This is a genomic window from Gammaproteobacteria bacterium (assembly GCA_013214945.1).
Taxonomy (GTDB): Bacteria; Pseudomonadota; Gammaproteobacteria; order Enterobacterales; family Psychrobiaceae; genus Psychrobium.
Window position 1 is genome coordinate 35,708 of record JABSRT010000022.1, and the last position, 24,257, is coordinate 59,964.

19 protein-coding genes and 1 riboswitch are annotated in these 24,257 nt (G+C 43.9%); of the genes, 9 read left to right on the forward strand and 10 right to left on the reverse strand.

What is annotated here, in order from left to right; all coding sequences use genetic code 11:
• Window positions 1–303: 303 nt before the first annotated feature.
• Window positions 304–1,215, reverse strand: coding sequence for a recombination-associated protein RdgC (gene rdgC / locus HRU23_15840; GenBank protein ID NRA55610.1), 912 nt, complete (start codon window positions 1,213–1,215; stop codon window positions 304–306).
• Window positions 1,216–1,292: 77 nt separating this feature from the next.
• Window positions 1,293–2,990, reverse strand: a complete 1,698-nt coding sequence (locus HRU23_15845; protein NRA55611.1) for a sensor histidine kinase — start codon at window positions 2,988–2,990, stop codon at window positions 1,293–1,295.
• A 109-nt stretch (window positions 2,991–3,099) separates the two neighbouring features.
• Here HRU23_15845 and HRU23_15850 point away from each other — a divergent pair, with 109 nt between their 5' ends.
• Window positions 3,100–4,338 carry an exonuclease SbcCD subunit D C-terminal domain-containing protein gene (locus HRU23_15850; GenBank protein ID NRA55612.1) on the forward strand — a complete coding sequence of 413 codons (1,239 nt, stop codon included), beginning with the start codon at window positions 3,100–3,102 and terminating at the stop codon, window positions 4,336–4,338.
• A 6-nt stretch (window positions 4,339–4,344) separates the two neighbouring features.
• Window positions 4,345–8,085 carry a hypothetical protein gene (locus tag HRU23_15855; GenBank protein ID NRA55613.1) on the forward strand — a complete coding sequence of 1,247 codons (3,741 nt, stop codon included), beginning with the start codon at window positions 4,345–4,347 and terminating at the stop codon, window positions 8,083–8,085.
• A gap of 65 nt (window positions 8,086–8,150) precedes the next feature.
• Here HRU23_15855 and HRU23_15860 read toward each other — a convergent pair whose 3' ends face one another.
• The 6 genes from HRU23_15860 to HRU23_15885 all read right to left on the reverse strand — a co-directional run bounded on the left by HRU23_15860 (window position 8,151) and on the right by HRU23_15885 (window position 14,009).
• A complete protein-coding gene (locus HRU23_15860; protein ID NRA55614.1) occupies window positions 8,151–9,323 on the reverse strand; it encodes an MFS transporter in 1,173 nt (390 codons plus the stop codon).
• 41 nt (window positions 9,324–9,364) lie between these two features.
• Window positions 9,365–10,228 (reverse strand): acyl-CoA thioesterase II, encoded by an 864-nt coding sequence (gene tesB / locus HRU23_15865; GenBank protein NRA55615.1) that lies wholly within the window; start codon window positions 10,226–10,228, stop codon window positions 9,365–9,367.
• 190 nt (window positions 10,229–10,418) lie between these two features.
• Window positions 10,419–11,018 carry a cob(I)yrinic acid a,c-diamide adenosyltransferase gene (cobO, locus tag HRU23_15870; protein ID NRA55616.1) on the reverse strand — a complete coding sequence of 200 codons (600 nt, stop codon included), beginning with the start codon at window positions 11,016–11,018 and terminating at the stop codon, window positions 10,419–10,421.
• Between the two features lie 107 nt (window positions 11,019–11,125).
• A complete protein-coding gene (locus HRU23_15875; GenBank protein ID NRA55617.1) occupies window positions 11,126–11,914 on the reverse strand; it encodes an adenosylcobinamide-GDP ribazoletransferase in 789 nt (262 codons plus the stop codon).
• A gap of 3 nt (window positions 11,915–11,917) precedes the next feature.
• Window positions 11,918–12,952, reverse strand: coding sequence for a nicotinate-nucleotide--dimethylbenzimidazole phosphoribosyltransferase (cobT, locus tag HRU23_15880; protein NRA55618.1), 1,035 nt, complete (start codon window positions 12,950–12,952; stop codon window positions 11,918–11,920).
• 454 nt (window positions 12,953–13,406) lie between these two features.
• Window positions 13,407–14,009: a histidine phosphatase family protein gene (locus HRU23_15885; GenBank protein ID NRA55619.1), complete on the reverse strand. Its 603-nt coding sequence runs from the start codon at window positions 14,007–14,009 to the stop codon at window positions 13,407–13,409.
• 122 nt (window positions 14,010–14,131) lie between these two features.
• Between HRU23_15885 and pgi the strand changes: the two genes are divergently transcribed.
• The gene (gene pgi / locus HRU23_15890; protein NRA55620.1) at window positions 14,132–15,781 is read left to right on the forward strand and encodes a glucose-6-phosphate isomerase; all 1,650 of its coding nucleotides are present in this window, start codon (window positions 14,132–14,134) and stop codon (window positions 15,779–15,781) included.
• 89 nt (window positions 15,782–15,870) lie between these two features.
• Here the strand turns inward: pgi and HRU23_15895 are convergent, their stop codons facing one another.
• Together HRU23_15895 and HRU23_15900 are read right to left on the reverse strand one after the other, a co-directional pair.
• Complete coding sequence (locus HRU23_15895) at window positions 15,871–16,986, reverse strand: hypothetical protein (GenBank protein NRA55621.1); 1,116 nt, start codon at window positions 16,984–16,986, stop codon at window positions 15,871–15,873.
• A gap of 90 nt (window positions 16,987–17,076) precedes the next feature.
• Window positions 17,077–17,170, reverse strand: a riboswitch (cyclic di-GMP riboswitch).
• Window positions 17,171–17,308: 138 nt separating this feature from the next.
• On the reverse strand, window positions 17,309–17,635 hold the full coding sequence (locus tag HRU23_15900) for a PilZ domain-containing protein (protein ID NRA55622.1): 327 nt from the start codon (window positions 17,633–17,635) through the stop codon (window positions 17,309–17,311).
• A 230-nt stretch (window positions 17,636–17,865) separates the two neighbouring features.
• Between HRU23_15900 and HRU23_15905 the strand changes: the two genes are divergently transcribed.
• The 6 genes from HRU23_15905 to rssA all read left to right on the forward strand — a co-directional run bounded on the left by HRU23_15905 (window position 17,866) and on the right by rssA (window position 24,229).
• A complete protein-coding gene (locus HRU23_15905; GenBank protein NRA55623.1) occupies window positions 17,866–19,050 on the forward strand; it encodes an acetyl-CoA C-acyltransferase in 1,185 nt (394 codons plus the stop codon).
• Between the two features lie 133 nt (window positions 19,051–19,183).
• Entirely contained in the window at window positions 19,184–20,341 is a 1,158-nt protein-coding gene (locus HRU23_15910; GenBank protein ID NRA55624.1) for an acyl-CoA dehydrogenase family protein, read from the forward strand.
• Window positions 20,342–20,395: 54 nt separating this feature from the next.
• The gene (locus tag HRU23_15915) at window positions 20,396–21,172 is read left to right on the forward strand and encodes an enoyl-CoA hydratase (protein ID NRA55625.1); all 777 of its coding nucleotides are present in this window, start codon (window positions 20,396–20,398) and stop codon (window positions 21,170–21,172) included.
• A complete protein-coding gene (locus HRU23_15920) occupies window positions 21,172–22,287 on the forward strand; it encodes an enoyl-CoA hydratase/isomerase family protein (protein NRA55626.1) in 1,116 nt (371 codons plus the stop codon). Before HRU23_15915 ends, HRU23_15920 begins: the two co-directional genes overlap by 1 nt.
• Before the next feature lie 13 nt (window positions 22,288–22,300).
• Window positions 22,301–23,191 carry a 3-hydroxyisobutyrate dehydrogenase gene (gene mmsB, locus HRU23_15925; protein NRA55627.1) on the forward strand — a complete coding sequence of 297 codons (891 nt, stop codon included), beginning with the start codon at window positions 22,301–22,303 and terminating at the stop codon, window positions 23,189–23,191.
• A 114-nt stretch (window positions 23,192–23,305) separates the two neighbouring features.
• Window positions 23,306–24,229, forward strand: a complete 924-nt coding sequence (rssA, locus tag HRU23_15930; protein NRA55628.1) for a patatin-like phospholipase RssA — start codon at window positions 23,306–23,308, stop codon at window positions 24,227–24,229.
• Window positions 24,230–24,257 lie beyond the last annotated feature (28 nt).

Genomic DNA, 24,257 nt, shown 5'->3' on the forward strand with positions numbered 1-24,257 from the left:
GTAATAACGTTTCCATTTAAAAATTAGGGATGAGATCGAAGTGACTCTATCGTCACGCAGCGCCGATGAAGTCTTTTAGGTCTAATGCTGAAATACATATCCGTCAATTAATGATATGGCGAGATGGTTAAGACATAATATTTAAGGCATAACCCCTAAGATAGTTACATTCTTTTTAAAAAGCAATAGCTTCATTTCCACTCACACCTTGTTGTGCGACGCGAAAACATTATACAGAATACGAAGCCTAAACCAACCGTATTTTGGCTAGCTTAGGCTTGAGTTGTTAGATAAATAGCTGATCTAAGCTGTGCGTTCTTCACCACCGAGTAAATCAAATAACGCGGGGATAAAATGTTCAAACTCACCCGCCATAATGGCGAAATCAGCGTCAAAACATGCGGCTTTATCGGCTTTGTCTTGATCTTCTTGTTGCTCAGAAACTACATCGCTAAATTTTACCCGTTTAATCGTTAAGTCTTCATTTAATACAAAGCTTAATGACTGGCTATAGTTCATTGCGATTTTTACTGCAAACATACCGTTTTCAATATGGGCTTTTATTTCATCGCAGATCAATTCTTGATTTTTGCAGCGGATCACCGCGCCATTTTCAAGTGGGCTTTTTAACTCAGCTTCTTCAAGTAACTCAAATGGCGCAATGGCAGAGTTATCGGTTAGCCATTGGGTCATTGTGACATCAAGCGGGTTTTTACTTTGGACCGGTAATACCGCTAATGAGCCAATCGATTTTCTAAGCAGAGCGAGTAAATCTTCGGCTTTGTTATGGCTTGAGGCATTGACGAAAATTAGCCCTTGTGCCGGTGCGATATAAGCAAAGGTAGAACCAATTCGACTAAAGGCGCGCGGCAATAAGGTATGAACAATTTCTTCCTTCATTGCGTCTTTTTCTTTCTTTTTAACCGGGCGGCCTGTTTCTTGTTCGATTTGTTCGACTTTTTCGTCGAGTGCTTCTTTGATCACTGATGCGGGTAACATCTTGTCTTCTTTACGCGCACATACCATGATGTTGCCGTTAGTGACATGCAGTAATGAGCTGCCAATTTTACCCATAGGTTTGGCCCAACCATATTTGCTTAGATCCTGAGAACCGCAGGGATGAAAAGCAAACTCTTCAAGTCGTGTTTCTAGTTGCTCTGGGCTTAAATCAATAGGATTGGATAAACGATAAATAATCAGGTTTTTGAACCACATAATAGTCACTATGAAATTAGTAAAATCAGAGTGTATTTAAAATTAGTGCTAAGCGCAACAATGATAGGCCGCTAAGGTTATTTTGGCTTAGTCTGTGGCAAGCGAATACTATAACTTAAACCTTGGTCAGGCTTGCATGCAGCAACGATAGTGCCATGAAGCGATTGAGTCACCAAATTATAGACGATATGAGTGCCTAGTCCGCTGCCGCCTTGACCTCGTTTGGTGGTGAAAAAGGGTTCAAATAAGGAATCTAAATGTTTTTGGGAAATACCGTTGCCAGTATCGTGATAATCAATGGTAATTAAATCACTAGTTTGCGAAATATTAAACACTATTTGGCCTTTGCTTATACCTTCAAAAGCATGGGTCAATGAATTTAAAATTAGGTTGGTAAATATTTGCGCCAATGAACCTGCTTGGCAATTTATTGCGACTACTTCATCGCAATTGACGATAATTTTATGCTGAGTTGGTCTTAATATCGGTTGTAATGACTGGATTACTTCTTGCAAATAAGCGGGTAAATGGATGGTACGATACGCTTCACTGGTTTGGTCAACCGCAACTTCTTTGAAACTTTGAATCAATTTAGAGGCTTTTTGTAAGTTGGCCACAACTAGCTTTGAGCTGTCTTTCGCTGTTTTGAGAAATTCGTTCATTTGTTTGTTGGTTAGTAATTTGTTGGTAACAGCGAGATCGAGTTCGCTAATCGCATCAGCCAAATAACTAACCGCCGTGACACCGATGCCAATTGGGGTATTTATTTCATGGGCAATACCGGCGACCAAGCTGCCCAAAGATGCCATTTTTTCTGATTCGACTAATTGATCTTTAGTATCTTCTAACTGCTTTAGTGAGGCCTTTAATTCATCTTTGCTTTGTTCTAGATCTTCTTTTTGCTGGGCTAATTCACTGATAATTTGACTTAAACTTGCCGTTTTTCGAGTGACTTCTTGTTCCAGTGATAGGTTTTGCTGATCAAGTTGAAAATTGGCGTCGATCAGTTCTTGCTGAGTCTGTTTTAAGTGGTCTTGATACTCCTCAAGTTTAACCAACATTAAATTAAATGAATTGGCCAATAAACTCAGTTCATCATTTTGGGTTGATGAGACATTTAATTTTGATTGGTGTAATTTATCGAGATCCAAGCGACTAATATCTTGGCTTAATTTCTCTAGCGGCGTGGTTAATAATCGGTTAAAAAGTCGATTAACGAGATAAATGAGCAATGCCATGCCCACCATCATGCCAACGGTCGGAATGATAGCTTGGGTAATAACTCGGGTGATCACTGTGGTGTTGCTCGAGTACAAGCTCAAAGCACCGACCCGATAAGTGGTATTGAGTTGGGCATTATTGGCCAAATTAAAACTAAGGGTTGAGGTAAAGCCAAATAACGAGCCGTTATCGTAGCTGGTAGTGTCTGTCGGTGAGCGAGGCGTTTGTTCGTTCGTTTGATTTATTTGGTTGATCAATTGGCCACCTTGATAGATGACTTTGGCGCTTTCATCGTGAATAATAATTGCTTTAATGGTTGGCATTAAAGACAAGCTGTAACCGATGGCCACTAACTGGTTATCGTTTAATTCCCAAATCGCCTGACTAAGACTAGAGTTGATGGTGGAGTGCAATTGTTTTAACTCTTGCTCTATCTCATAGCGAACAGTGAAATAACCTAAAACCAATTGGATAATAAAGATAAAAAAGGTCAAGATCACGAATGAGGTTAATACCTTGGTAAGAAGTTTATGAGAAATACTTACCATCTGCATTGTGTTTGTCTCCCGCTTCTATCACAATTTAGGGTGTGCAATAATTTGCATTAAACATAGTTTATAACCTAAAAAATAGCAACGTCATGCCGTTGCAGCTTGGAGCGATATGCGCATTATTCACACCTCAGATTGGCACCTTGGTCATCAGTTACTGGGGATCTCTCGTCAGTTCGAGCAACAGCAGTTTCTCGATTGGTTATTTGAGCAGTTAGTTCAACAAAAAATTGATGCCTTACTAGTGGCCGGTGACATTTTTGACAGTGCTAATCCGCCGGCTTGGGCTTGGCAATTGTTGTATCGTTTTTTAGCCAGGGTCAAACAGCAATTACCGCAATTAGACTTAGTTTTGGTCGCTGGCAATCATGATTCACCAAGCAAGCTCGATGCCCCCGACCAATTGTTTAAGGCGTTTGATATTCATTTAATTGGTTCGTTACCGCGTTTGGAAAACAATCAGCTTGATTTTGATAAGCTGATTGTTGAACTCACCAATAAAGAGGGCGTTGTCGCTGCCCGCGTTGCCGCGGTGCCATTTTTGCGTGCAGGCGATCTTGAACTTGGCTCCTTTGACGATGAGGTTCCTGATAAACTAATTGCCGGAGTCGAGCGAATTTATCAGCAGTTGGCGGCTAAAATCACCGAGCTAAACCAGCCTACTCAAGCTAGCATTGCGCTAGGTCATGCTTATATGGTCTCGAGCCAGATTAGCGAAATGTCAGAGCGACGTATTTTAGGTGGTAATCAGCATGCTTTACCAATCGACATGCTAACTCAGGGGTATGATTACGCTGGTTTAGGGCATTTGCATCGCCCGCAGCAGTTAGGTGGCCAGGCTGTTTATTATTGTGGTTCGCCCATTGCGATGTCGCTGGCCGAGATTGACTATAAGCATCAAGTTAAGTTGCTTGAATTTAAAGATGGTGAGCTATTACGCGTTGACCCATTGCTAGTGCCAAGACGGGTCGAGTTGATAAAGGTGCCAGCAACGCCATTGCCTTTGTCGCAAGTGTTAAGTCTATTAGAAGACTTAACGGTGATAGACCAACCGCTTGAACAACAACCCTTGCTTGAAGTTCTGGTATTACTTGAGCAACCGCAAGCCATGCTGCGTGACAAGATTGCCGAGGTTATTGCCGATAAAGCGGTGCGTTTGGTCAAAATAACCACCAGTTATCTCAATGTCAGTGAAAATAACACCAATTTTCCCGATGAGATGTTAAATCAGCTGGAACCGGAACAAGTTTTTTCACTCAAATATCAAGCTCAATTTAATGATAAACCGCCGGCCAAGTATACTCAGGCTTTTAGTGAATTATTAACCAGCTATCAACAACAAGATCATTAAACATCGATGAAAATTATTAGTCTTAAAGGTCAAAACCTGGCGAGCTTAGCGGCCCCTTTTGATATCAATTTTGCCAGTGGCATTTTGGCTGACGCTGGTTTATTTGCAATTTGTGGCAATACTGGCTCGGGTAAAAGTACCTTGCTTGATGCCATTTGCTTAAGTTTATTTGACGCGATGCCCCGTTTTAGCAGTGCGCGTCGCGGCCCGGCTATTGGCCATAGTCAAAGCCAAGAGAGTGAACGGTTAAAAAGTAACGATGTTCGTCATATTTTAACCCGAGGCGCAGCGAGTGCTTTTAGTGAAGTGATATTCGAGCTTGAAGACCAACGCCAATTTTGTGCTCGATGGTCGGTTAAACGCGCACGAAATAGCGCCACTGGCCGAATCCAAGCTCAAGAAATGAGTTTGACTGCACTGGCAAATGATAAGGTGATTGCGACTAAAAAAACCGAGGTACTGGCAGCCATCGAACAGTTGATTGGGCTTAATTACGATCAATTTCGTCGTTCGGTATTATTGGCGCAAGGTGACTTTGCCGCGTTTTTAAAAGCACCTGCGAAAGAGCGATCTGAGTTATTAGAAAGGATCACCGGGACCAAGTTGTATTCAGCGCTGTCTAAACTCGCTTTTGTTCGGGCTAAAGAAGAAGAGCAGCAACTGACGTTGTTGACCGAGCGTCAAGGTGAAGTGACCTTGTTATCGAGTCAAGAGCAGCAGCAATTAATTGCTCAGCTGGGTCAGATTAATGAGTCGATGTCGGGCATGAACAACCAAGCCAGTCAATTGCAGTGGCTGGAACAGTGTTTAACCAAAAGTAAGCAGATTGAGCTGCAGTTAGTTGATACAACCGAGCAGTGTGTTATTGCCGAGCAAACCTTAGCGAGTCAGCAGCCGCTGGCGCAAAAAATTGAACAGGTTGAGCACGCGCAGCGCGCGCGCACGGTGGACGAACAAATTAATGCCACCAAATTGCAACAACGCCAACAATATGAGCAGCTAGAAGCGCTAGATGGCACCTTACGCAGTGGGCAGACCAACGTTACCGAAATATCGCAACAGGTTAGTCAATTAAGCAATGCCAAGGGGCAAGCAGGCGTAGCCCTTGAACAACAATTACCCTTGTTAGAATCGGCGGTGATGCGCCAGCTCGAAATGAACAACTTGCAGCAAATCTATCATGAAAAACATCAGCAACTCACGGACACCGAGCAGCAGCAACACGCCATTACGCGGCGACTGACTGGCAATGAGGCCAATCAGCAACGTCAGGCGACGTTACTCAATAAATTAGCAATTGACTTGGCTCAGCAACAGCATATTTCTGGGGTCGTTAACCAAATTACGCTGTTAGAGCAAGGCATTAATGACCATCAGCAGGCGGCGACTAACTTTGCGCAATATGCCCAGCAAATGGCCAACATTAAAACCACGGCCACCGATACACAGCAGCAATTTCAGCAGTTTAATCAACAACTGCAACAGCTAAGTGCACATCAGCAAGGCTACCAGCAGCAAATTCAGGCTTATGGCTTGGCTTCGTCTGAGCCGGCAATCGCAGCGCTTGAGCAACAACTGGAACACCATCAGCAGCAACTGGCGCAGTTAGCGACTAGCCAGCAGCAGGTTACTCAGGCATTGCAATACCAATCAATGGTCACGGTTAAGCAACAACATTATCAAGAAACCACCGCTCAATTAGAGCAAACTAAAATTGATTATCATGCTCGCCGTCAGCAACGAGAGCAGCTGTTACCGGCCTTGCAAGAAGCCGAGCATGCGTTGTTAAATGCGCAACAGATCATGTCATTATCAGAACATCGCTCGCAATTGGTGCCGCACCAAGCTTGTGCTTTATGTGGCAGTACCGAGCATCCATATGCTGGTGAAGTCAATTTAGGAGAACGTTTGGTTGATCAGCTAAGCGAGCGTTATAAACAGTTACAACAGCAAAGCCATGAGCTAACCAGTGCTTTATCGCAGCTCGAAGCCGTAGGCAACCAGCTTAATGAACAACAGAGTACTATTACCGCCGAGGTTGATGAACTTAATGGCTTGTTGCAAGCGCTCTCAAAACAGCCGATAACGCCGCAATTGCTGGCTCAAATTGAACATGATATGGCGAGGGTACAGCAGCAATTAGCCCATGATAAGCAACAGCATCAGGCGTTGCTTGAAACCGCCGAGCAACGGCGGGCGCTTGAGCAGCAGTTGCTTGAATCACAGCACCAAATTGACCTGGTTAATCAAAGTATCGAGCAGTGTCAGCAGCAGTTGCAAAGCTGTAACAATGATCTGGCGCTAAATAGTCAATATCAAGACCAGCTTAACGGGCAAATGCAAGCGCGAGTTAATCAATTAACCGAGCTGTACCCGCAAGCTAATTGGTCGCAGTTATTGCAGCAACCTGAGCAGCTCGAATCATTTAAGAAAAAATTAGCGACTGATATCGAGCAGTTCATTGAAAAATCGAATTATCAAAGTCAATTAAATACCGAACAAAGTGAGCTTGAACAACAGCACATTGCCCTAACGCAAGAGTTTAACCATTTTGAAAGTGTGTTGCAGCCGTTAAAACAGCAGTTAACGCAAGCACAGCAACAGATTAACCAATGGCAGCAAGAAATTGAAAGTGTCTGTCAGGGCCAAGATCCTAAGCAATTAAAAACCGAATTGATGAGCCATTTCGATCAATTAAATACCGCATTTCATAATGCTGAGCAAGCGCTAGTAACAGCTAAAAATCAGTTGTTAGTGATTCAAAATCAACAGCAGCAAATAAGCGAGCAAGCACAAGATTTAGCCGCGAAATTATCGCAACTAACCGAGCTATGGCAGCAATGGCTTCATCAACTGGTTTTAAGTCATGAACAGTTGGTCGAACTGCTCACTTATGATCACCAGTGGATTATTGAGCAGCGCCAACATCAGGCGCAAGTACTGCAGCAGCATCACCAATACCAAGCCATATTAGCCGAGCAGCAACGCAGCGTTGTTCAGCTTAGGGATGAATTAGCAAGTCATCACCAACAGTTACTTGGCGCTTTACCGCAACTTGCCCCTGAGCCAGCCCAAAGTAGTTCAGAGCAGCGTAACATGCTTAAATTGTCCATTGAGGCGGCGATAAAACAACAAGAGCAGCAGCAATTTGAATTACGCAGCGGCCTTGAACGCCATAATCTAGCGATGATCCGCCATGGTGAGTTACAACAAGAAATAGAGTTACAGCGCAATGATGCGCATTTATGGATCGAGATGAGAGAGTTAATTGGGTCGGCCGATGGTTCTAAGTTTCGAACTTTCGCCCAAAGCTTAACCTTGGAACAAATGTTGGTGTCGGCCAATCATCACCTTAAAGAATTGGCCCCGCGTTATCAACTGCAGCGGGTGCCTGGCGCTGAGCTAGACTTGCAAGTGATTGATCAAGACATGGGTGACGATGTGCGTTCGGTCGAGAGTCTTTCTGGTGGTGAAACTTTCTTAGTGTCATTGGCGCTAGCATTGGGACTTGGCTCGATTACCAGCTTGCAAACGCATATTAAAACATTATTTATTGATGAAGGTTTTGGTACGTTAGATCCCGACACCTTAGAAATTGCGTTAAGTTGCCTTGATTCTTTGCAAGCCAGTGGTCGTCAAATTGGCTTAATTTCACATGTTCAAGGCTTGGTCGAGCGAGTTGGCACACGCGTTCAAATCACCGCACAAGGCAATGGTCACAGTAAAGTGGAGCTATTTGCCCGATAACATCTTAGCGTAATTTAATCGGTGCCAGCCGTAAACTGGCGTCGATTCTATTAGATTAAATCTCTTTATTGCTTGGCTGGCTCAGCCTTAGCTGCGCTAAGGTCTGGAATATGAATTAGCTGGGCTAATACCAGTGAACAAACCGCAATGGCAGCGCCAGTTATAAAGACCAATGATGGATTGGTTAGCCAAATCACCCCAAAAAAGGCGGGGATCACCACGGCTGCAATATGGTTAATGGTAAAACTAACCCCTGAGGTTGCCGCTATATCTCGCGGATCAGCTATTTTTTGAAAGTAGGTTTTTAGGGCAATTGCCATGGCAAAAAATAGGTGATCGATAACATAGAGGCCACTGGCAATATATTGATTTTCTACCAGAGCGTAACCACTAAAGACCAAAATTAAACCAATGTATTCGAAAGTCAGCGTTCGTTTTTCACCAATTCTTTCAATTAACGACCCAAGCTTTGGCGCGAAATAAAGACTGGCCAAGTGGTTGGCAATAAAAAGTAACGCCATGTCAGATGCATCATAGCCAAACTTCTCAACCATCATGAAACCAGCAAATACGACAAAGATTTGACGGCGAGCGCCACTTAAAAAGACCAATAAGTAGTAAAGCCAATATTTTTTTCGTACCAAGAGTTTTTTATGTTGGCTGACTCGATTATTAAACGTTGGCATCACCAGCACGAGCGATAGTACGAGGGCCAAGCCCAGTAAACCAAAGACCAAATAGATGGTGGAAAACTGCCAAGCTAAGACTGAAACAGCCAACCAGATAGCGGCGTAAGTCGCCAGCGAGGTCATTGATTTTATCGCAATCATTTTACCTAAAAATGACGGGGTTTTTTCTTTATCAATCCATTGTAACGTTAATGAATTATTGATGGTTTCAAAATAATGAAAACCAATCGACATTAAAACAGTCGTCGCATATAACCCATATTCAAAGGGGAAAAGACCGGTAATTGCTACGCCAATGCTAAGTAAACACAAGGCTAATAAAATTAAGGTTTGCTCGGTCATCGCCAGCAATAAAAAGATGGCGGTAAAGGCTAAAAATCCAGGTATTTCACGCAGGCTTTGCAATAATCCGATTTGCGCGCCGCCAAAATTGACTTGCTCAATCGCAAAATTATTTAACAGCGCGCCCCAAGCTGAGAAGCACAGTGCGGTAATAATGGTGGCAATGATTAAAAATGTTTGTTCATTTTGCCAAGATTTTTTGAGCATAGTGTTAGCGCCTACAGCGAGAGGTTATAAATGAGTACCCGTTATTTTTTTGACCAGCGTAATACGCCTTCTTGAGCGGTGCTGGCAACCAAACGGCCTTGGCGATCATAGATCCGGCCAGTAACAAAACCGCGACCACCACTGGCACTCGGGCTTTCAATTTGATAGAGCAACCAGTCGGCGAACCGAAAATCACGATGAAACCACATGCTGTGGTCGATGGTGGCCATTTGCAACTTTGGCGTCATGAAAGAAACACCGTGGGGCTGTGCGGCAACGGCTAACATCGAAAAGTCAGACGCATAAGCAAGCAAACTTTTATGAACTCGTAAATCGTCAGGTAGTTGACCATTGGCACGCATCCAAACATGACGCACTGGTGCCATTTTTTGCGGATTGGCAATGTTAACGGGTTCAACTGGGCGGATTTCGATTGGCTTATCAGAGGTAAATTGAGCACGGACGGGCTCTGGAATCAAATGCTCAAATTTACGTGCTATTTCAACTTCAGACATTAGCCCTTCAGGTGGAGCCACCTCAGGCATGGGGGCCTGATGGTCAAATGCTTGGTCGGGTAAATTAAACGAGGCAGTCAGGTAGAAAATAGGCTTGCCATACTGAATCGCTTTAATTCGGCGCGTTGCGATGGAGCGGCCATCACGAATTGACTCGACATCATAAACAATGGGTTTGGCTGAATCACCCATCCGTAAAAAATAACAATGAAACGAATTAATTGCCCACTGCTCGTCAAGAGTCTGTTTGGCAGCGCTTAGTGCTTGGCCAATAACTTGACCGCCATAGACCCGACCAAAACCTAAATCTTGGCTGTTGCCTCGGTAAATGCCATCTTCAATTTTCTCTAAGCTTAATAAATCTAATAGTTGGCTTAATACTTGGGCCATAACATGCTCATCCATTACTTAAGATAAGCTCTATTGTACACAGTATGAAAAATAAAGAATTAACTAATACTAATTGATTGATTCGGTTGGGGTTACAGTGGTTTAGGTAACTAACGGCTGTCCGCTATTGTTGCGTGTTATGGCTGCAACAATAGTCGAGGATAATAGGGTAAAGACTAGATAGCAGGCATTAGTAGTCAAAACCAACTTGGGCTTTAATGCCATTGTCGAATGCATGTTTAGTGGGTTTCACTTCACTAATAGTATCTGCAATCTCGAGTAGGGCGCGGTGACAAGCGCGCCCTGTTATGATGACATGCTGAGACGCTGGCCGATTTAAAATTGCTTTAACAACGCTATCAACATCAATATAATGGTAACTCAGCATGTAGGTGATTTCGTCGAGCAGCACCAGATCAATGCTCGGGTCGCTCAGCATGCGTGTCGCATGTTGCCACGCTAATTGAGCTGCTTGGGTGTCGCCAGCTTTATCTTGAGTATCCCAAGTAAAACCTGTGGCCATGACATGAAATTCAACCCCGAGTTTTTCTAATATATTGCGCTCGCCACAAGGCCATTGGCCTTTGATAAACTGCACGACACTGGCGCGTTGATCATGGCCAACACAACGCAATACCGTACCAAAGCCAGCGGTTGTTTTGCCTTTGCCATTACCGGTCAAGATCATAAAAATGCCTTGCTCTTGATCCGCTTTAGCAATTTTTTCGTTAACACTTTGCTGGAGTTTTTGTTGGCGTGCCTGATGACGTTGTTGGTTATCTTGCGACATAGTTATTCCTGATTAATCATACTTTAGAGTTAGCTTGGTATTTGTTTGCTAAAATTTTGTGACTTGTTTGGTATTAGTTTGGTATTAATTAGCGAATAGCTAGGTAATTAACGCCAAGCTACAAGTAAAATGAGATAACACAACAGCTCACAAAGTTGTTGAGCGCAGCCAAGCAAGTCACCAGTATAGCCACCAATTTGCTGACGGTACCAGCGAATTAACAACCCCCGCAGCAGCCAAACACTTACTATCATCAATAGGGCTAAATTAAGTGATAAAAAGAGCAACGGCAGGGTCGCAGTTAGCAATAAAATCGCCAATTGCAACGAGGTTAGCTGCTCGGTCAGCGGTTTAATTTTGCTTGAGTCGTCGTCTCTGACATAAGGTTGGTCATACATCAAACTAACGGCCATGACACGGCTAAGACAGTGACCAATGATTAAGGCCTGCGCGACACCCGTTAAGACGGAGCTAAGGTGACTGAGCTCGAGCAATAAGAAAAATTTCAGCAATAAGGCCAGCGCTAAAGCTAATGCGCCGTAGGTGCCCAGGCGAGAATCTTTCATGATGGCGAGTTTTTTAGCAACAGTCCAACCACCGCCAAAGCCGTCAAAGGTGTCGGCCAGACCATCTTCGTGAAAGCCACCTGTTAACATAATGCTGGCGATCATGGCCAAAATAATGGCGATGCTCGCGGGTAATATCAGACCTGCGCTCAATAATACTAAGCCACTAAGACAGCCAACGAGCAGACCAACCACGCCATAGTAACTGTTTGCTTGATTAAGCCAGCGAGCTTCGAAGTTTTTAAATGTTGGCACCGGAATTCGGGTCATAAAGCTTAAGGCAACTAGCCACAACGTCCATTGCTGGCATAGTAGCGCTTTGATTTTCATATTTTATATTACGTCGGTAACATCAGCTTGTTCAAAACTGGCCATTTCGTTATAAAAAGCCAACGCGCTTTGCAATAGCGGCAGTGCGAGCGGACAACCTGAGCCCTCACCAAGACGCAAATCAAGATTGAGCAGCGGATCGGCTTGCAGTTCTTTTAACAACAAATGATGACCAAGCTCTTTAGAGCAATGGCTAAAGATCATGTAATCTCGCGCGGCGGGGTACATTCTTACCGCGAGCAGGGCGGCAACACTGGAAATGAAACCGTCAATTAGGATAACTTTTTTGGCTTGAGCAATGGCTAGAATTGCCCCAGTCATTTGCACTATTTCAAAACCACCTACGGCGGCCATAATCGCAATGGGAGACGTTAAACTATCGCTGTGTAACAATAAGGCAGTGTGAATAATTTCTTTCTTGCGGGCAAGGCAATCGTTGTTAACGCCTGTGCCACGGCCAACACAGTATTCAAGATCAAGATCTGTTAATGCGATCATGATTGCCGAAGCTGATGTGGTATTACCGATGCCCATTTCACCGATGCCGATGATGTTAACGCCATTATTCAATTGCTGATTAGCGATTTTAGCGCCAAAATCTAATCCAACCATTACATCCTCATCGGACATTGCTGGCGTTAGGTTAAACGGTTCAGTGCAATCACCTAAACGCTGTTTGACTAATAGTGGATGTTCAACTTGTTCAAACTCGGTGCCACAATCAATAATTTTTAAATCCATTTTCGATTGACGACAAAATACATTGATCGCAGCGCCACCGGCACAAAAGTTGCTGATCATCTGGCCTGTAACTTCGCTGCTCGCAATGGAAATACCAAACTCTGCCACGCCATGGTCACCAGCAAAGATAAGTTGCGTTGGTTTGGTTAACACAGGTGTGTCACCGCCTAAAATTAGCGCCAGTTGTTGTGCTAATGATTCTAGCTTGCCCAGTGACCCTAATGGTTTGGTTTTTGTATTTATCTGGTGCTCAATTTTAGATAAATTATCAGTGGCTAGCGGCTCAATTGAAAACATAATATCTCACAGTGTGGTACTTAGTGGCTAAAATATGGATAAGAGAAATAGGCAGCAAGAACAGACTAATCATGCCAAGTGTTATTTCTTTATGTGTAAATAATTTTTGGTGAACCAATACCAATAAAGTAAGCAAAGGATCACTTTACCGCACAAACTGGTATGTGGCAGTATAATCGCCAACCCGTCGGTTTAAGTATGGGATCTCGCGCTTAACTAAGCCGCTTTATTACAAATCCCTATGCTTAGCAATGATATTAGCTATTCGTTGTTGCTAGGCATTGCCGTAGCAAAACGGAGCCGGTGCGACCAACAAAATTGTAATGGCTAAGAGTATCAGTCTTATGTCTCAAAGCCTAGTGATTAAGGAGGTTGGGCTTTAATCTACTGAGTAAAAAGAATATGCAACCAGCGACAAATAACAGCATTTACTTTGATGAGTTAAGTTCAATTATTAATGCACTGACCAATGAATAGTTGGCCACACTACATTATCATCATCGACTGTGATGCTAATTTTAATCAGCGCAGCATGGGGAATATCAAGTGCGGTTAAATGACGAGTGCCGGGCAAGGGCATCCCTAATATTTTGGCGATAAAATATCGAATAACGCCGCCATGGCAAATAACGAGGCTTGAGCCTGATTGTTGCAGTAACGATTGCCAAGCACTATCGAGGCGTTGGCAAAAATCTGCGACTGCCTCACCGTTAGGTGGGGTCTGTTGCCAAGGATCGCGATAAAAGGCCTCGAGCTGAGCATTAGGTTGCTGCCAAAGGGCATCGTGAGTATGGCCATCCCAGATCCCAAAATCGAGTTCTTGCAACATCGGCTCAATTAATAAAGGGCAAGCGTTTGATTTTGCATATTCAGTGGCAAAGTCATGACAACGAATTAGCGGTGATGTAATAATTTGATCAAAGTGCAACGATGTAGTTAATGCGTCACTCATTTGTTGCCAGCCTATCGCTGATAATGGAACGTCAGTGCGGCCGAGTAAATGCTGATTATGAGTCGTTTGACCGTGGCGTAATAAAAAAACAGTTAATTGACGCATTTGATGGCCAAATGACTATTTTTTGTAATTTTATTACATAAATCGGTTGTCATGGTTTAGGTATTTCACTTAGTATGAGAGCTTAAGTGTCTTATTGTAACTCTATTAATGTAGGTCAACCAATGAAAAATCGTGACGAATTAGCAAGCTGGCAGTTTTTGACCGAGCACGCTAAAGAGATGAAGCAGTGCCACCTAAATAATCTTTTTGCTGATGATCCAGCAAGATTTGATAAATTTTCCCTCAAACTACCACAGCTGTTATTAGATTATTCAAAAAATCTGGTGACCGAGCAAACCTTAACAGGCTTGATTAAGCTGGCTAAAGAGTGCGATGTTGAACAATGGCGTGACAAGATGTTTGCCGGTGAAAAGATTAATATGACCGAAAACCGTGCGGTGTTGCATACCGCATTGCGCGATCGTTCAGGCAAAGAACTAATTGTTGATGGCGAGAATGTTACCGACGCTATTTCTGGCCAGCTTGATAAGATGGAAGCTTTTGTTAAGCAGGTCCGACAAGGGCAATGGTTAGGTTATTCGGGCAAGCGAATTTCTGATGTGGTTAATATTGGTGTCGGCGGTTCGAACCTTGGGCCGCAAATGGTCACCGAAGCGTTAAAACATTATAGCGATAATAGCGTTAGGGTACATTATGTTTCTAATGTCGACGCTGCCCAAATTGCTGAAGTGCTGCGGCCATTAGATCCGGCAACGGTATTGTTTGTTATTTCGTCTAAAACATTTACCACCACCGAGACTATTACTAATGCTAATACCGCTAAAAACTGGCTAAGGGCTGCTTCGTTTGATGATGATGCCACCAAGCACCATTTTGTCGCGGTAACCGCCAATGTCGAAAATGCCGTTAAGTTTGGTATTGATGCCGAGAACATCTTTTCGATGTGGGATTGGGTTGGTGGCCGATTCTCTTTGTGGTCAGCGATTGGTTTGCCCATTGCGTTAGATATGGGATTTGAAAAGTTTTTGCAATTGCTCGACGGTGCCAATCAAATGGATCAGCATTTTTGTGATGCACCTTTAGAGCAAAATGCGCCAGTGATTCTGGCGTTAATCAGTTTATGGAATACCACTTTTTTAGGCTCGCAATCACAAGCCATTTTACCCTATGATCAAACGCTGCATATGCTGGCAGCTTATCTGCAACAAGCAGAGATGGAGTCTAACGGTAAGTCAGTTAACTGGGAAGGTCAGAATATAAACTACCAAACAGTGCCTTCTATCTGGGGCGGATTGGGCATTGATGGTCAGCATGCCTTTTATCAGTATTTACATCAGAGCAAAAACATTATACCAGCCGACTTTATTGGTTCAATTGAAAGTTCAACCCCAATTGGCAGCCACCACGATACCTTAATGAGCAACTTCTTTGCTCAGACCGAGGCACTAATGAGTGGTGTTAATGAAAAGCATGTTCGAGAAGACTTAAAAGCTAAAGGACGTACGCCAGCCTATATTGATCAGTTAGCACCGCATAAGGTCCATCAGGGTAATCGCCCGACCAACACCATTTTGCTCGATCGGGTTGATCCGCATAGCTTGGGCCGAATTATTGCATTATATGAGCAAAAGATTTTTGTTCAGGGCATTATTTTACAAATTTGTTCTTTTGATCAGTGGGGCGTTGAGCTTGGCAAAGGTCTGGCCGCTAAAATTAATCAGGAATTGCATCAAGACAGCGAGATAGCAAAACACGACTCATCGACCTTTAATTTGATTAAATATTACAAAGAAATCAAACATGGTAAGTAACTAAGTAAAATATCTCGTGAACGATAAAAAGCCAGCATTGATTAAATGCTGGCTTTTTACGTGGTAATAAATCGTTTAAATAGCCACGACTACAATCTGATGGCTTGTTTAGGGTTAGTGAATTGCACACCAGCAGACTCTTTTTTCCATAATACAAAATCGAGTAACGAGTCTTGGCTTGAATCGGGGGCGAAATGTTCGAAAGTCATTAAGACATATGGCTGCTTAGCTAGCGTTAAGTCAGAAAATAGCAGTGTTGTCGGCGCGTAGTTATTAGCGGGAGAGGCTATTTCTAAGGTCAGTTTTTTTGTTTCATCACCAAACCAGCTAGTTTCAAAGATATCGGCCGCCATTTCTTGACTGATGTCGCTACAATGGGTCGCGTCAACTATCACCGAGCCTTGTTGCTGCGCGAGATCATTAAGTGTCATGGTTAGGCTGCATTGCTCATCGCGGGTCAGTAATAACGGTTGCAGCAGTGCTGGTGACGTTACTGTGATGGGTGTTATCAGATTAAGCACCGTGTCACGTTGCATGCCGTTTTCGTCTTGCTCGATGGCGAAGATAGTATCAGTACCTAATCCTTTGGTCAGTTTGAGAGTAAACCATTGATCGTCAAAAACGATCAGCAAATTTTTATCTTTATCAATGGTCCATTGCGCTTGTTGCCGATCAGAACTTTGATGATCGAACTGATACTTTATATTCATTACCTCAAGTATTGAGTCAGCAGAAAAATTAACTAACAGCGTTTCTTCGTCATCGTTAATTAAGTAACTATTCCCTTGCAATAGTTTGGTATTGGTTGAATCGGCAATAATTTTTGGCGGCTGTTTAGGCTCTGTGTCAGACGGTTCTGCTAAGGCAACCCAGTGGTGTGAATCCTCATCCTGATTTTGACCAGGCATCGCTTTGACCAACAGCTGTACTTTCGATAAATCGATGCTAGGGTCTAGCTGACTAAATTGATAAGCGCCATGGTCATCTGTCATCGCGCAAGGTTCATTGCTGTCACGCAAAGCATTATTGTTAATATCTAAACAGACTAAAGCGCCTTTAAGCTGGCCATCGCCCGCTTGACTCGAAAAAGAGTTTATTGCGGCTGAATCGCTGTCACAATTCGTTAATACGAGTGCCAAAGAAACGGCAATACCGAGCTTTAATCGCTTCAATTTTTTTGTACAGTTACGCCGTTGTTGTACCATTTTATCTAATCCCCAAACAAGTTCTTATAACCAACCTAAAAACTGAGGAAGACAACGCACCAGGACAAAATACGAGTGTATTTTGGATCTTTTGGTAACCCCGCTATCGTTGAATTAAGTTAATTGATTCATTAGACCGGTGGCTTTGCGTCCCAACCTTTCGGATGGTTTGCCTTTATCAGTGGCAGCATTATTAGCTTTCGATAAATAAAAAGCAATCAATAAGTTAGCTCAGTGATAAAAATAACATCAGCGCTGTTATTAGGCTATAAGTCAGCATGAACATAACTAATGTTCTGTTGCAATTTCAAACAGTCGCCGCTTATTTTTTTCCCGGTAAACACGCTTGCTGCAGTTGCAACATACTATGTAAAACAGTATGTTGGGTTTCAGTTAACGGTGAAAACTTTAAAATAGAGCTGTCAGATTCAATTTTGACCACTTGGCACTCAATAATAACGACACTGCCATTTCGATGGGATAACTCAACGGCTAAGTTCGGTAGTTCGCTGGTTATTTTATGACTTAACCGTAACCCTGCCAGATTGATTGAGAATACTTCACAAGGTATTTTAGTATCTAAAATAACGGCTTTAATATCTCTATTAACGGCTACTCTAACGCCATCTCTTCGATTAATTGGATCCATATTATTCCTTATGGTAGTAACTTTTCGATTACAGCACGAGCCAAGTTACTACTTTTGTACAGCTATTAATAACTACAAACTATAGTGCATAGTTGGATATTCGAAAGATTTGAATAACGATTGTTTATTTTGGCGATTATAGTGGCTTTTTCTTTACGTTGGCGTAAACGGAAGGTATAAGTAGGTTAGATGTTATCCTTTTCGGATAAATTAATTTATGGAGTGATCTTATGACCAATCTCGATCCTATTGTTATTGTTGCTGCAGCCCGTACCCCAATGGGCGGATTTGGCGGTTGCTTCAGCAGTGTCAGTGCCCCTGAACTTGGCAGCGTTGCTATTGCGCAGTTGGTTGTCAACACCGGCTTGAGCAACGATCAGATTGATGAGGTTATTATGGGCTGTGTCTTACCCGCTGGGCTGGGTCAAGCGCCAGCCCGCCAAGCAGCGTTGAAAGCCAACTTAGCCAAAAGTACCGCTTGTACCACAATCAATAAGGTCTGTGGTTCGGGCATGAAAGCGGTAATGATGGCGCATGACTTTGTGCTAGCAGGTAGTGCTAAAGTCGTTATTGCTGGTGGCATGGAAAATATGAGTCAATCACCTTACCTACTGCCTAAGGCACGCAGCGGTTATAGAATGGGTCATGGTGAAGTTAAAGATCATATGTTTCTCGACGGACTCGAAGATGCATACACTGCTCGTTCAATGGGCACGTTCGCCCAAGAAACGGCCGACAGTGAAGGTTTTACTCGTCAGCAAATGGATGAGTTTGCAATAAGCTCGCTTAACCGTGCCAATGACGCGATTGGCTCGGGAGCGTTTGTCGATGAAATCGCTCAGGTAACGGTGACTAATCGCCGTGGCGATATCGTGGTCGATACCGACGAACAGCCGGGCAATGCCCGTATCGATAAAATCGGCTCGCTCCGTCCTGCGTTTGCAAAAGAAGGCACGATCACCGCGGCAAACTCAAGTTCTATTTCCGATGGTGCATCGGCCTTGTTAATTATGCGGCTAAGCGAAGCAACTCAGCGGGGTTTAACCCCAATGGCGAAAATTGTCGCTCATGCAACGCATGCCCAACAACCGAGTGAGTTTACCGTCGCCCCAATTGGTGCCATGACCGCGTTGTTAGCTAAAGCAAGTTGGTCGGTCGCTGATGTCGATTTATTCGAAATTAACGAAGCCTTTGCCATGGTGACGATGCTGGGTATGAAAGGACTGGCTATTGATCACGCTAAGGTTAATGTTAATGGTGGTGCCTGTGCGTTAGGCCACCCGTTGGGCTCGAGTGGCTCGCGGATTATTGTCACGTTATTGCATGCGCTTAAAGCGCGCGGTTTAACTAAGGGCATTGCTAGTTTGTGTATTGGCGGTGGCGAAGCGACAGCGATTGCGGTTGAAATGCTGTAACGACACTGCTGTGCGCTGTAGTTGTATGACGATAAGCAGTGAAAGCTGAATTGTTCAATACCGTTATTCAATACAGCTGTTTAATACAAAGTTGTTCAAAGCAAGTTGTGTAAGAGAAGCAAGGGGAACATTAATGAATTTTAATTTAAGCCAAGATCAAATCATGTTTAGTGAAACAGCAAAACAGTTTGCTGATAATGAATTAGCCCCTCATGCCGCCGCATGGGATCGCGATCATTTCTTTCCAATAGACGTGATGAAGCAAGCCGGAGAACTTGGCTTTTGTGCACTGTACACGCCCGAAGAGGCTGGTGGTTTGGGGTTGTCACGGTTAGATGCATCGATAGTTTTTGAGCAGTTAGCCACGGGATGCACCGCGACGACAGCCATGTTGACTATCCATAACATGGCTACTTGGATGGTCGCGACTTGGGGCACCGAGCAGATAAAACAAACCTGGTGCCCGGGATTAACCACTGGAACGCAATTGGCTTCATATTGCTTGACCGAACCCGGGGCGGGATCTGATGCCGCATCACTAACAACGACAGCAACACGCGAAGGCGATTATTATATTATTAACGGTGCCAAGGTGTTTATCTCTGGCGCTGGGGCGACCCAAGTACTTGTTGTGATGGTACGAACTGGTCAAGCTGGGGCTAAAGGAATTTCGGCGCTCGTGATCCCCGCTGATGCCCCTGGCGTGAGTTACGGTAAAGCGGAAGAAAAATTAGGTTGGAATGCCCAGCCAACTCGGACTATTACCTTTGATAATGTAAGAATCCCGGTCGATCATTTATTGGGCAAAGAAGGCCAAGGGTTTACCTTAGCAATGTCTGGTCTTGATGGTGGTCGCATTAATATTGCCACTTGTTCAATCGGTACAGCGCAAGCGGCGCTCGATGCAGCAACAAGCTATATGCACGACCGCAAACAATTTGGTAAAGAGTTGGCTCAATTTCAGGGCTTGCAATTTAAGCTAGCTGATATGGCCACCGAGCTCGTTGCAGCACGTCAGCTGGTACGATTAGCTGCGTTTAAATTAGATCAAAATGATCCGGAAAAAACCGCATATTGCGCGATGGCGAAACGCTTTGCCACCGATGTTGGTTTTTCGGTCTGTGACCAAGCACTGCAAATTCACGGCGGTTATGGTTACATTAAAGAATATCCTTTAGAGCGTTACTTTCGTGATGTACGAGTGCACCAAATACTCGAGGGCACCAACGAAATTATGCGGGTGATTATTGCTCGTCGTTTGTTAGATCAAGACGCCAGCGCTATTTTATAAATAATAACAATCCCGGTTGTATCGGGATTACTATCACAATTGAAGGAAGTTATCGTGACAGATTTATTAAAAGTCGAATATCAAGAGCATACCGCATTAATTACTATTGCTAACCCGCCGGCTAATACCTGGACCGCCGCTAGTTTGGCACAACTACGAGATATTGTTGTCGAACTTAACGCCGATAAAAACATTTATGCACTGGTGCTAACGGGTGCTGGTGAAAAATTCTTTTCTGCCGGGGCCGATTTGAATTTATTTGCTGATGGTGATAAGGGAGTCGCATCAGATATGTCACGTATTTTTGGTGAGGCATTTGAAACCCTGGCTAATTTTAACGGGGTGTCGATTGCTGCAATTAATGGTTATGCGATGGGTGGTGGTTTAGAAGTTGCACTGGCTTGTGATATTAGAATTGCAGAGCAACAAGCACAACTGGCATTACCGGAAGCGAGTGTGGGTTTATTGCCTTGTGCTGGTGGCACTCAAAACTTGAGCTTACTGGTGGGAGAAGGTTGGGCTAAGCGAATGATTTTATGTGGAGAACGCATTAGCGCTGACAAAGCAGAGCAAATTGGTTTAGTCGAAGAGGTTGTTGCTAAAGGTGAGTCATTAACGGCTGCTTTAGCCTTAGCAAAAAAAGTAGCAAACCAATCACCGTCGAGCGTTAGTGCATGTAAAACATTGATTCAGCAGGGGCGAGATGGCTCAATTAATAGTGCCTTGCCGCTAGAACGCGAGAGATTTGTCGCGCTTTTTGATACAAAAGATCAACAAGAAGGGGTGGCGGCATTCCTTGAGAAACGTAAACCACAATGGATTAATGGCTAATGACTAATAATTGCGCCGTAATTTATACTCACCACCGGATAGCGGATGATAAAACCTTTATTCAGGCAACGCTTAACAGTGAAAAGTCACTTAATGCTTTAAGCCAAGCGATGGTTGATTCGTTATTACCGCAGTTAGTCGCGTGGCAACAAGACCCGTCAGTCGTTGCTATTTTACTCGATAGCGCTGGAGACAAAGCCTTTTGTGCCGGTGGCGACATTGTTCAAATGTACCATGAAATGGCGGCGAAGCCAGGTTGTGCCGTGCCCTATGTCGAAGACTTTTTCACCAAGGAATATCAACTCGATTATCTCATTCATACCTATAGCAAACCCATTATTGTATGGGGCAATGGCTTTGTAATGGGCGGCGGACTAGGCTTAATGGCAGGTGCTAGCCATCGGGTAGTCACTGAAAATTCACGAGTTGCGATGCCAGAAGTAAGCATTGGTTTATATCCTGATGTTGGCGGCACCTATTTTTTAAATAGAATGCCAGACCAGCTAGGGCTCTTTCTGGGGCTGACGGCAGCTCAAATCAATGCGGCAGATTGTCTCGAAGTACAGCTCGCTGATCACTTTTTATTACATCAGCAAAAAAGTCAGTTAATTCAATTGATGACCGAGCATGATTTTAGCGGCGATGCCGCGACAATAGTGACCGCATTATTAACTCAGCTCAGTGCTCGTGTTATCGCTGAGATACCGGTGGGCAATATTGAGGCGCATCGAAGTACATTAACCGAGATATTAAGCAGCGATCAGCTGCTTGATGTCGTACAGGCAATTACCGAATTAGAGACCCCAGACAAGTGGCTGCTTAAAGCCCAAAAATCACTAAGCCGTGGCAGTGCTATTTCGGCACATATTGTGGCGCGGCAGCTTAGCATTGGCAAAAAACTGACATTAGCGCAATGTTTTCAGCTTGAATTGTCACTGTCGGTGCGCTGTGGTCAACTGGGCGAGTTTGCAGAAGGTGTCCGCGCTTTACTGATTGAAAAAGACAATCAACCCGCGTGGCGTTTTAATACGGTCGCTGACGTCGACAATGAGATTATTGACCAATTATTTAGCCCGATTTGGAGTGATGAAGATCATCCACTAAACGCATTATAACAAGGAGAATATCATGGCAAAAGTTGGATTTATTGGCCTAGGCAACATGGGTGGCCCAATGGCAATCAATTTAGTGAAAGCTGGGCATCAAGTCGAGGTTTTTGACTTAAGCACCAGTGCAATGGCCAGTGTGGTTGAGCATGGCGCGGTGGCAGCATCAAGCGCTAATGATGCGGCAATTGATAAGCAGTTTGTAATCACTATGCTGCCTGCTGGCAAGCATGTGGTTGGACTTTATTTAGGCGAGCAGGGTTTATTGAGCGTGGTTGATCATAACACCCTGATGATCGATTCGAGTACGATTGATGCAGCGACAGCGAGATTGGTAGCGCAAGACGCGCAAGAGCGTGGTATTCCATTTATTGATGCGCCTGTTTCTGGTGGCGTTGGTGGGGCCGTAGCAGGTACTTTAAGCTTTATTTGTGGCGGCGAAGTTGATCATTTTGACCACGCCCAAGTGGTATTAAATGACATGGGAAAAAACATTTTCCATGCTGGCGCAGTTGGCGCGGGTCAGGTCGCTAAAATATGTAACAATATGTTGTTATCCATTTTAATGGCAGGCACCTCAGAAGCTTTGCAAATGGGCATCGACAATGGTTTAGACCCTAAAATATTGTCCGATATCATGGTCAAAAGCTCAGGTAAAAACTGGTGTTTAGAGTTATACAATCCGGTACCTGGGGTGATGGAACACGCACCTGCTAGTAATGATTATCAAGGTGGCTTTATGGTCGACTTAATGCTTAAAGATTTAGGCTTAGCGTCTGAGGCAGCTCAACTATCACAATCGAGTACACCACTCGGGACGTTAGCAAGGAGTTTATTTGCTTTACATGCACGCAGTGGTGCCGGCAGCCAAGATTTTTCAAGCATTATTGAGCTATACAAAAAACCAGATTAACAGTCACACCCACGATTAGATTGATAATCGTGGGTGGTTCGTTATTACTGTCGACAATTTTATTGTATATATTAAGGTTATGGTGATAAATATGCTGAAACTTAAGATCACAATATGGCAAAAATAGGCATTGCATTAGGCAGTGGCTCAGCCAAAGGCTGGGCTCATATTGGGGTGCTTAAAGCGTTGGCCCAATTAGGGGTTAAACCCGATGTCGTCGCCGGTTGTTCAGTTGGCGCATTTGTTGGTGCAGCTTACGCGACTGATAACTTAGCAGAGCTAGAACAATGGGTTAATGGCTTTTCGAGCTGGGATCTGGTTAGCATGCTCGATATAAGCTTACGGCGCGGTGGCTTGATGTCTGGTGAGAAAGTGTTTGAGCAAGCCAAATCGATGATTGGTGATATAAATGTTGAAGATCTCGAGTTGCCGTTTATCGCGGTGGCAACAGATTTGTACGGCGGTAACGAAGTGTGGTTAAAACGTGGTTGTTTGCAAGATGTGGTACGCGCTTCTTGCGCTATCCCCGGCTTGTTAGCACCTGTGCGTTTAGGAGAGCGTTATTTTATTGATGGCGCGGTGGTTAACCCTATTCCGATTAATGTTTGTCGGGCGTTAGGAGCAGACGTTGTTATAGCTGTTGATTTATATGGTTATCCCGAGGTTGTTACTGATAGCCATCCAGTGATGCGCAGTGGTAAAAATGCGCTTAAATCAGACAATGAGCGCAGTCATTTTAATCACTTAATTAATCAGTCTCGTGATTACTTCAATGATTTTACCAAGCGGTTTGTTCGCAGTAACCGCAGTGAACTCAACATGTTTGCGGTAATGACCAGTGCACTGGAAATTTTAGAATACCGACAAAAAAAATCGCGTTTAGCAGGCGACCCACCAGAAGTACTAATCCAGCCTCAAGTGGCTCATATTGGTTCAATGGAGTTTAACCGGGCCTCAGAGTCTATCTTGGCAGGTGAACAGGCAGTTTATAAAATAAAGCACTTAATCGAGAGTGAGTTAGTGCGTATTGGTCGCTAATACCAACGAAAAGGTTGCTAGTCTACTA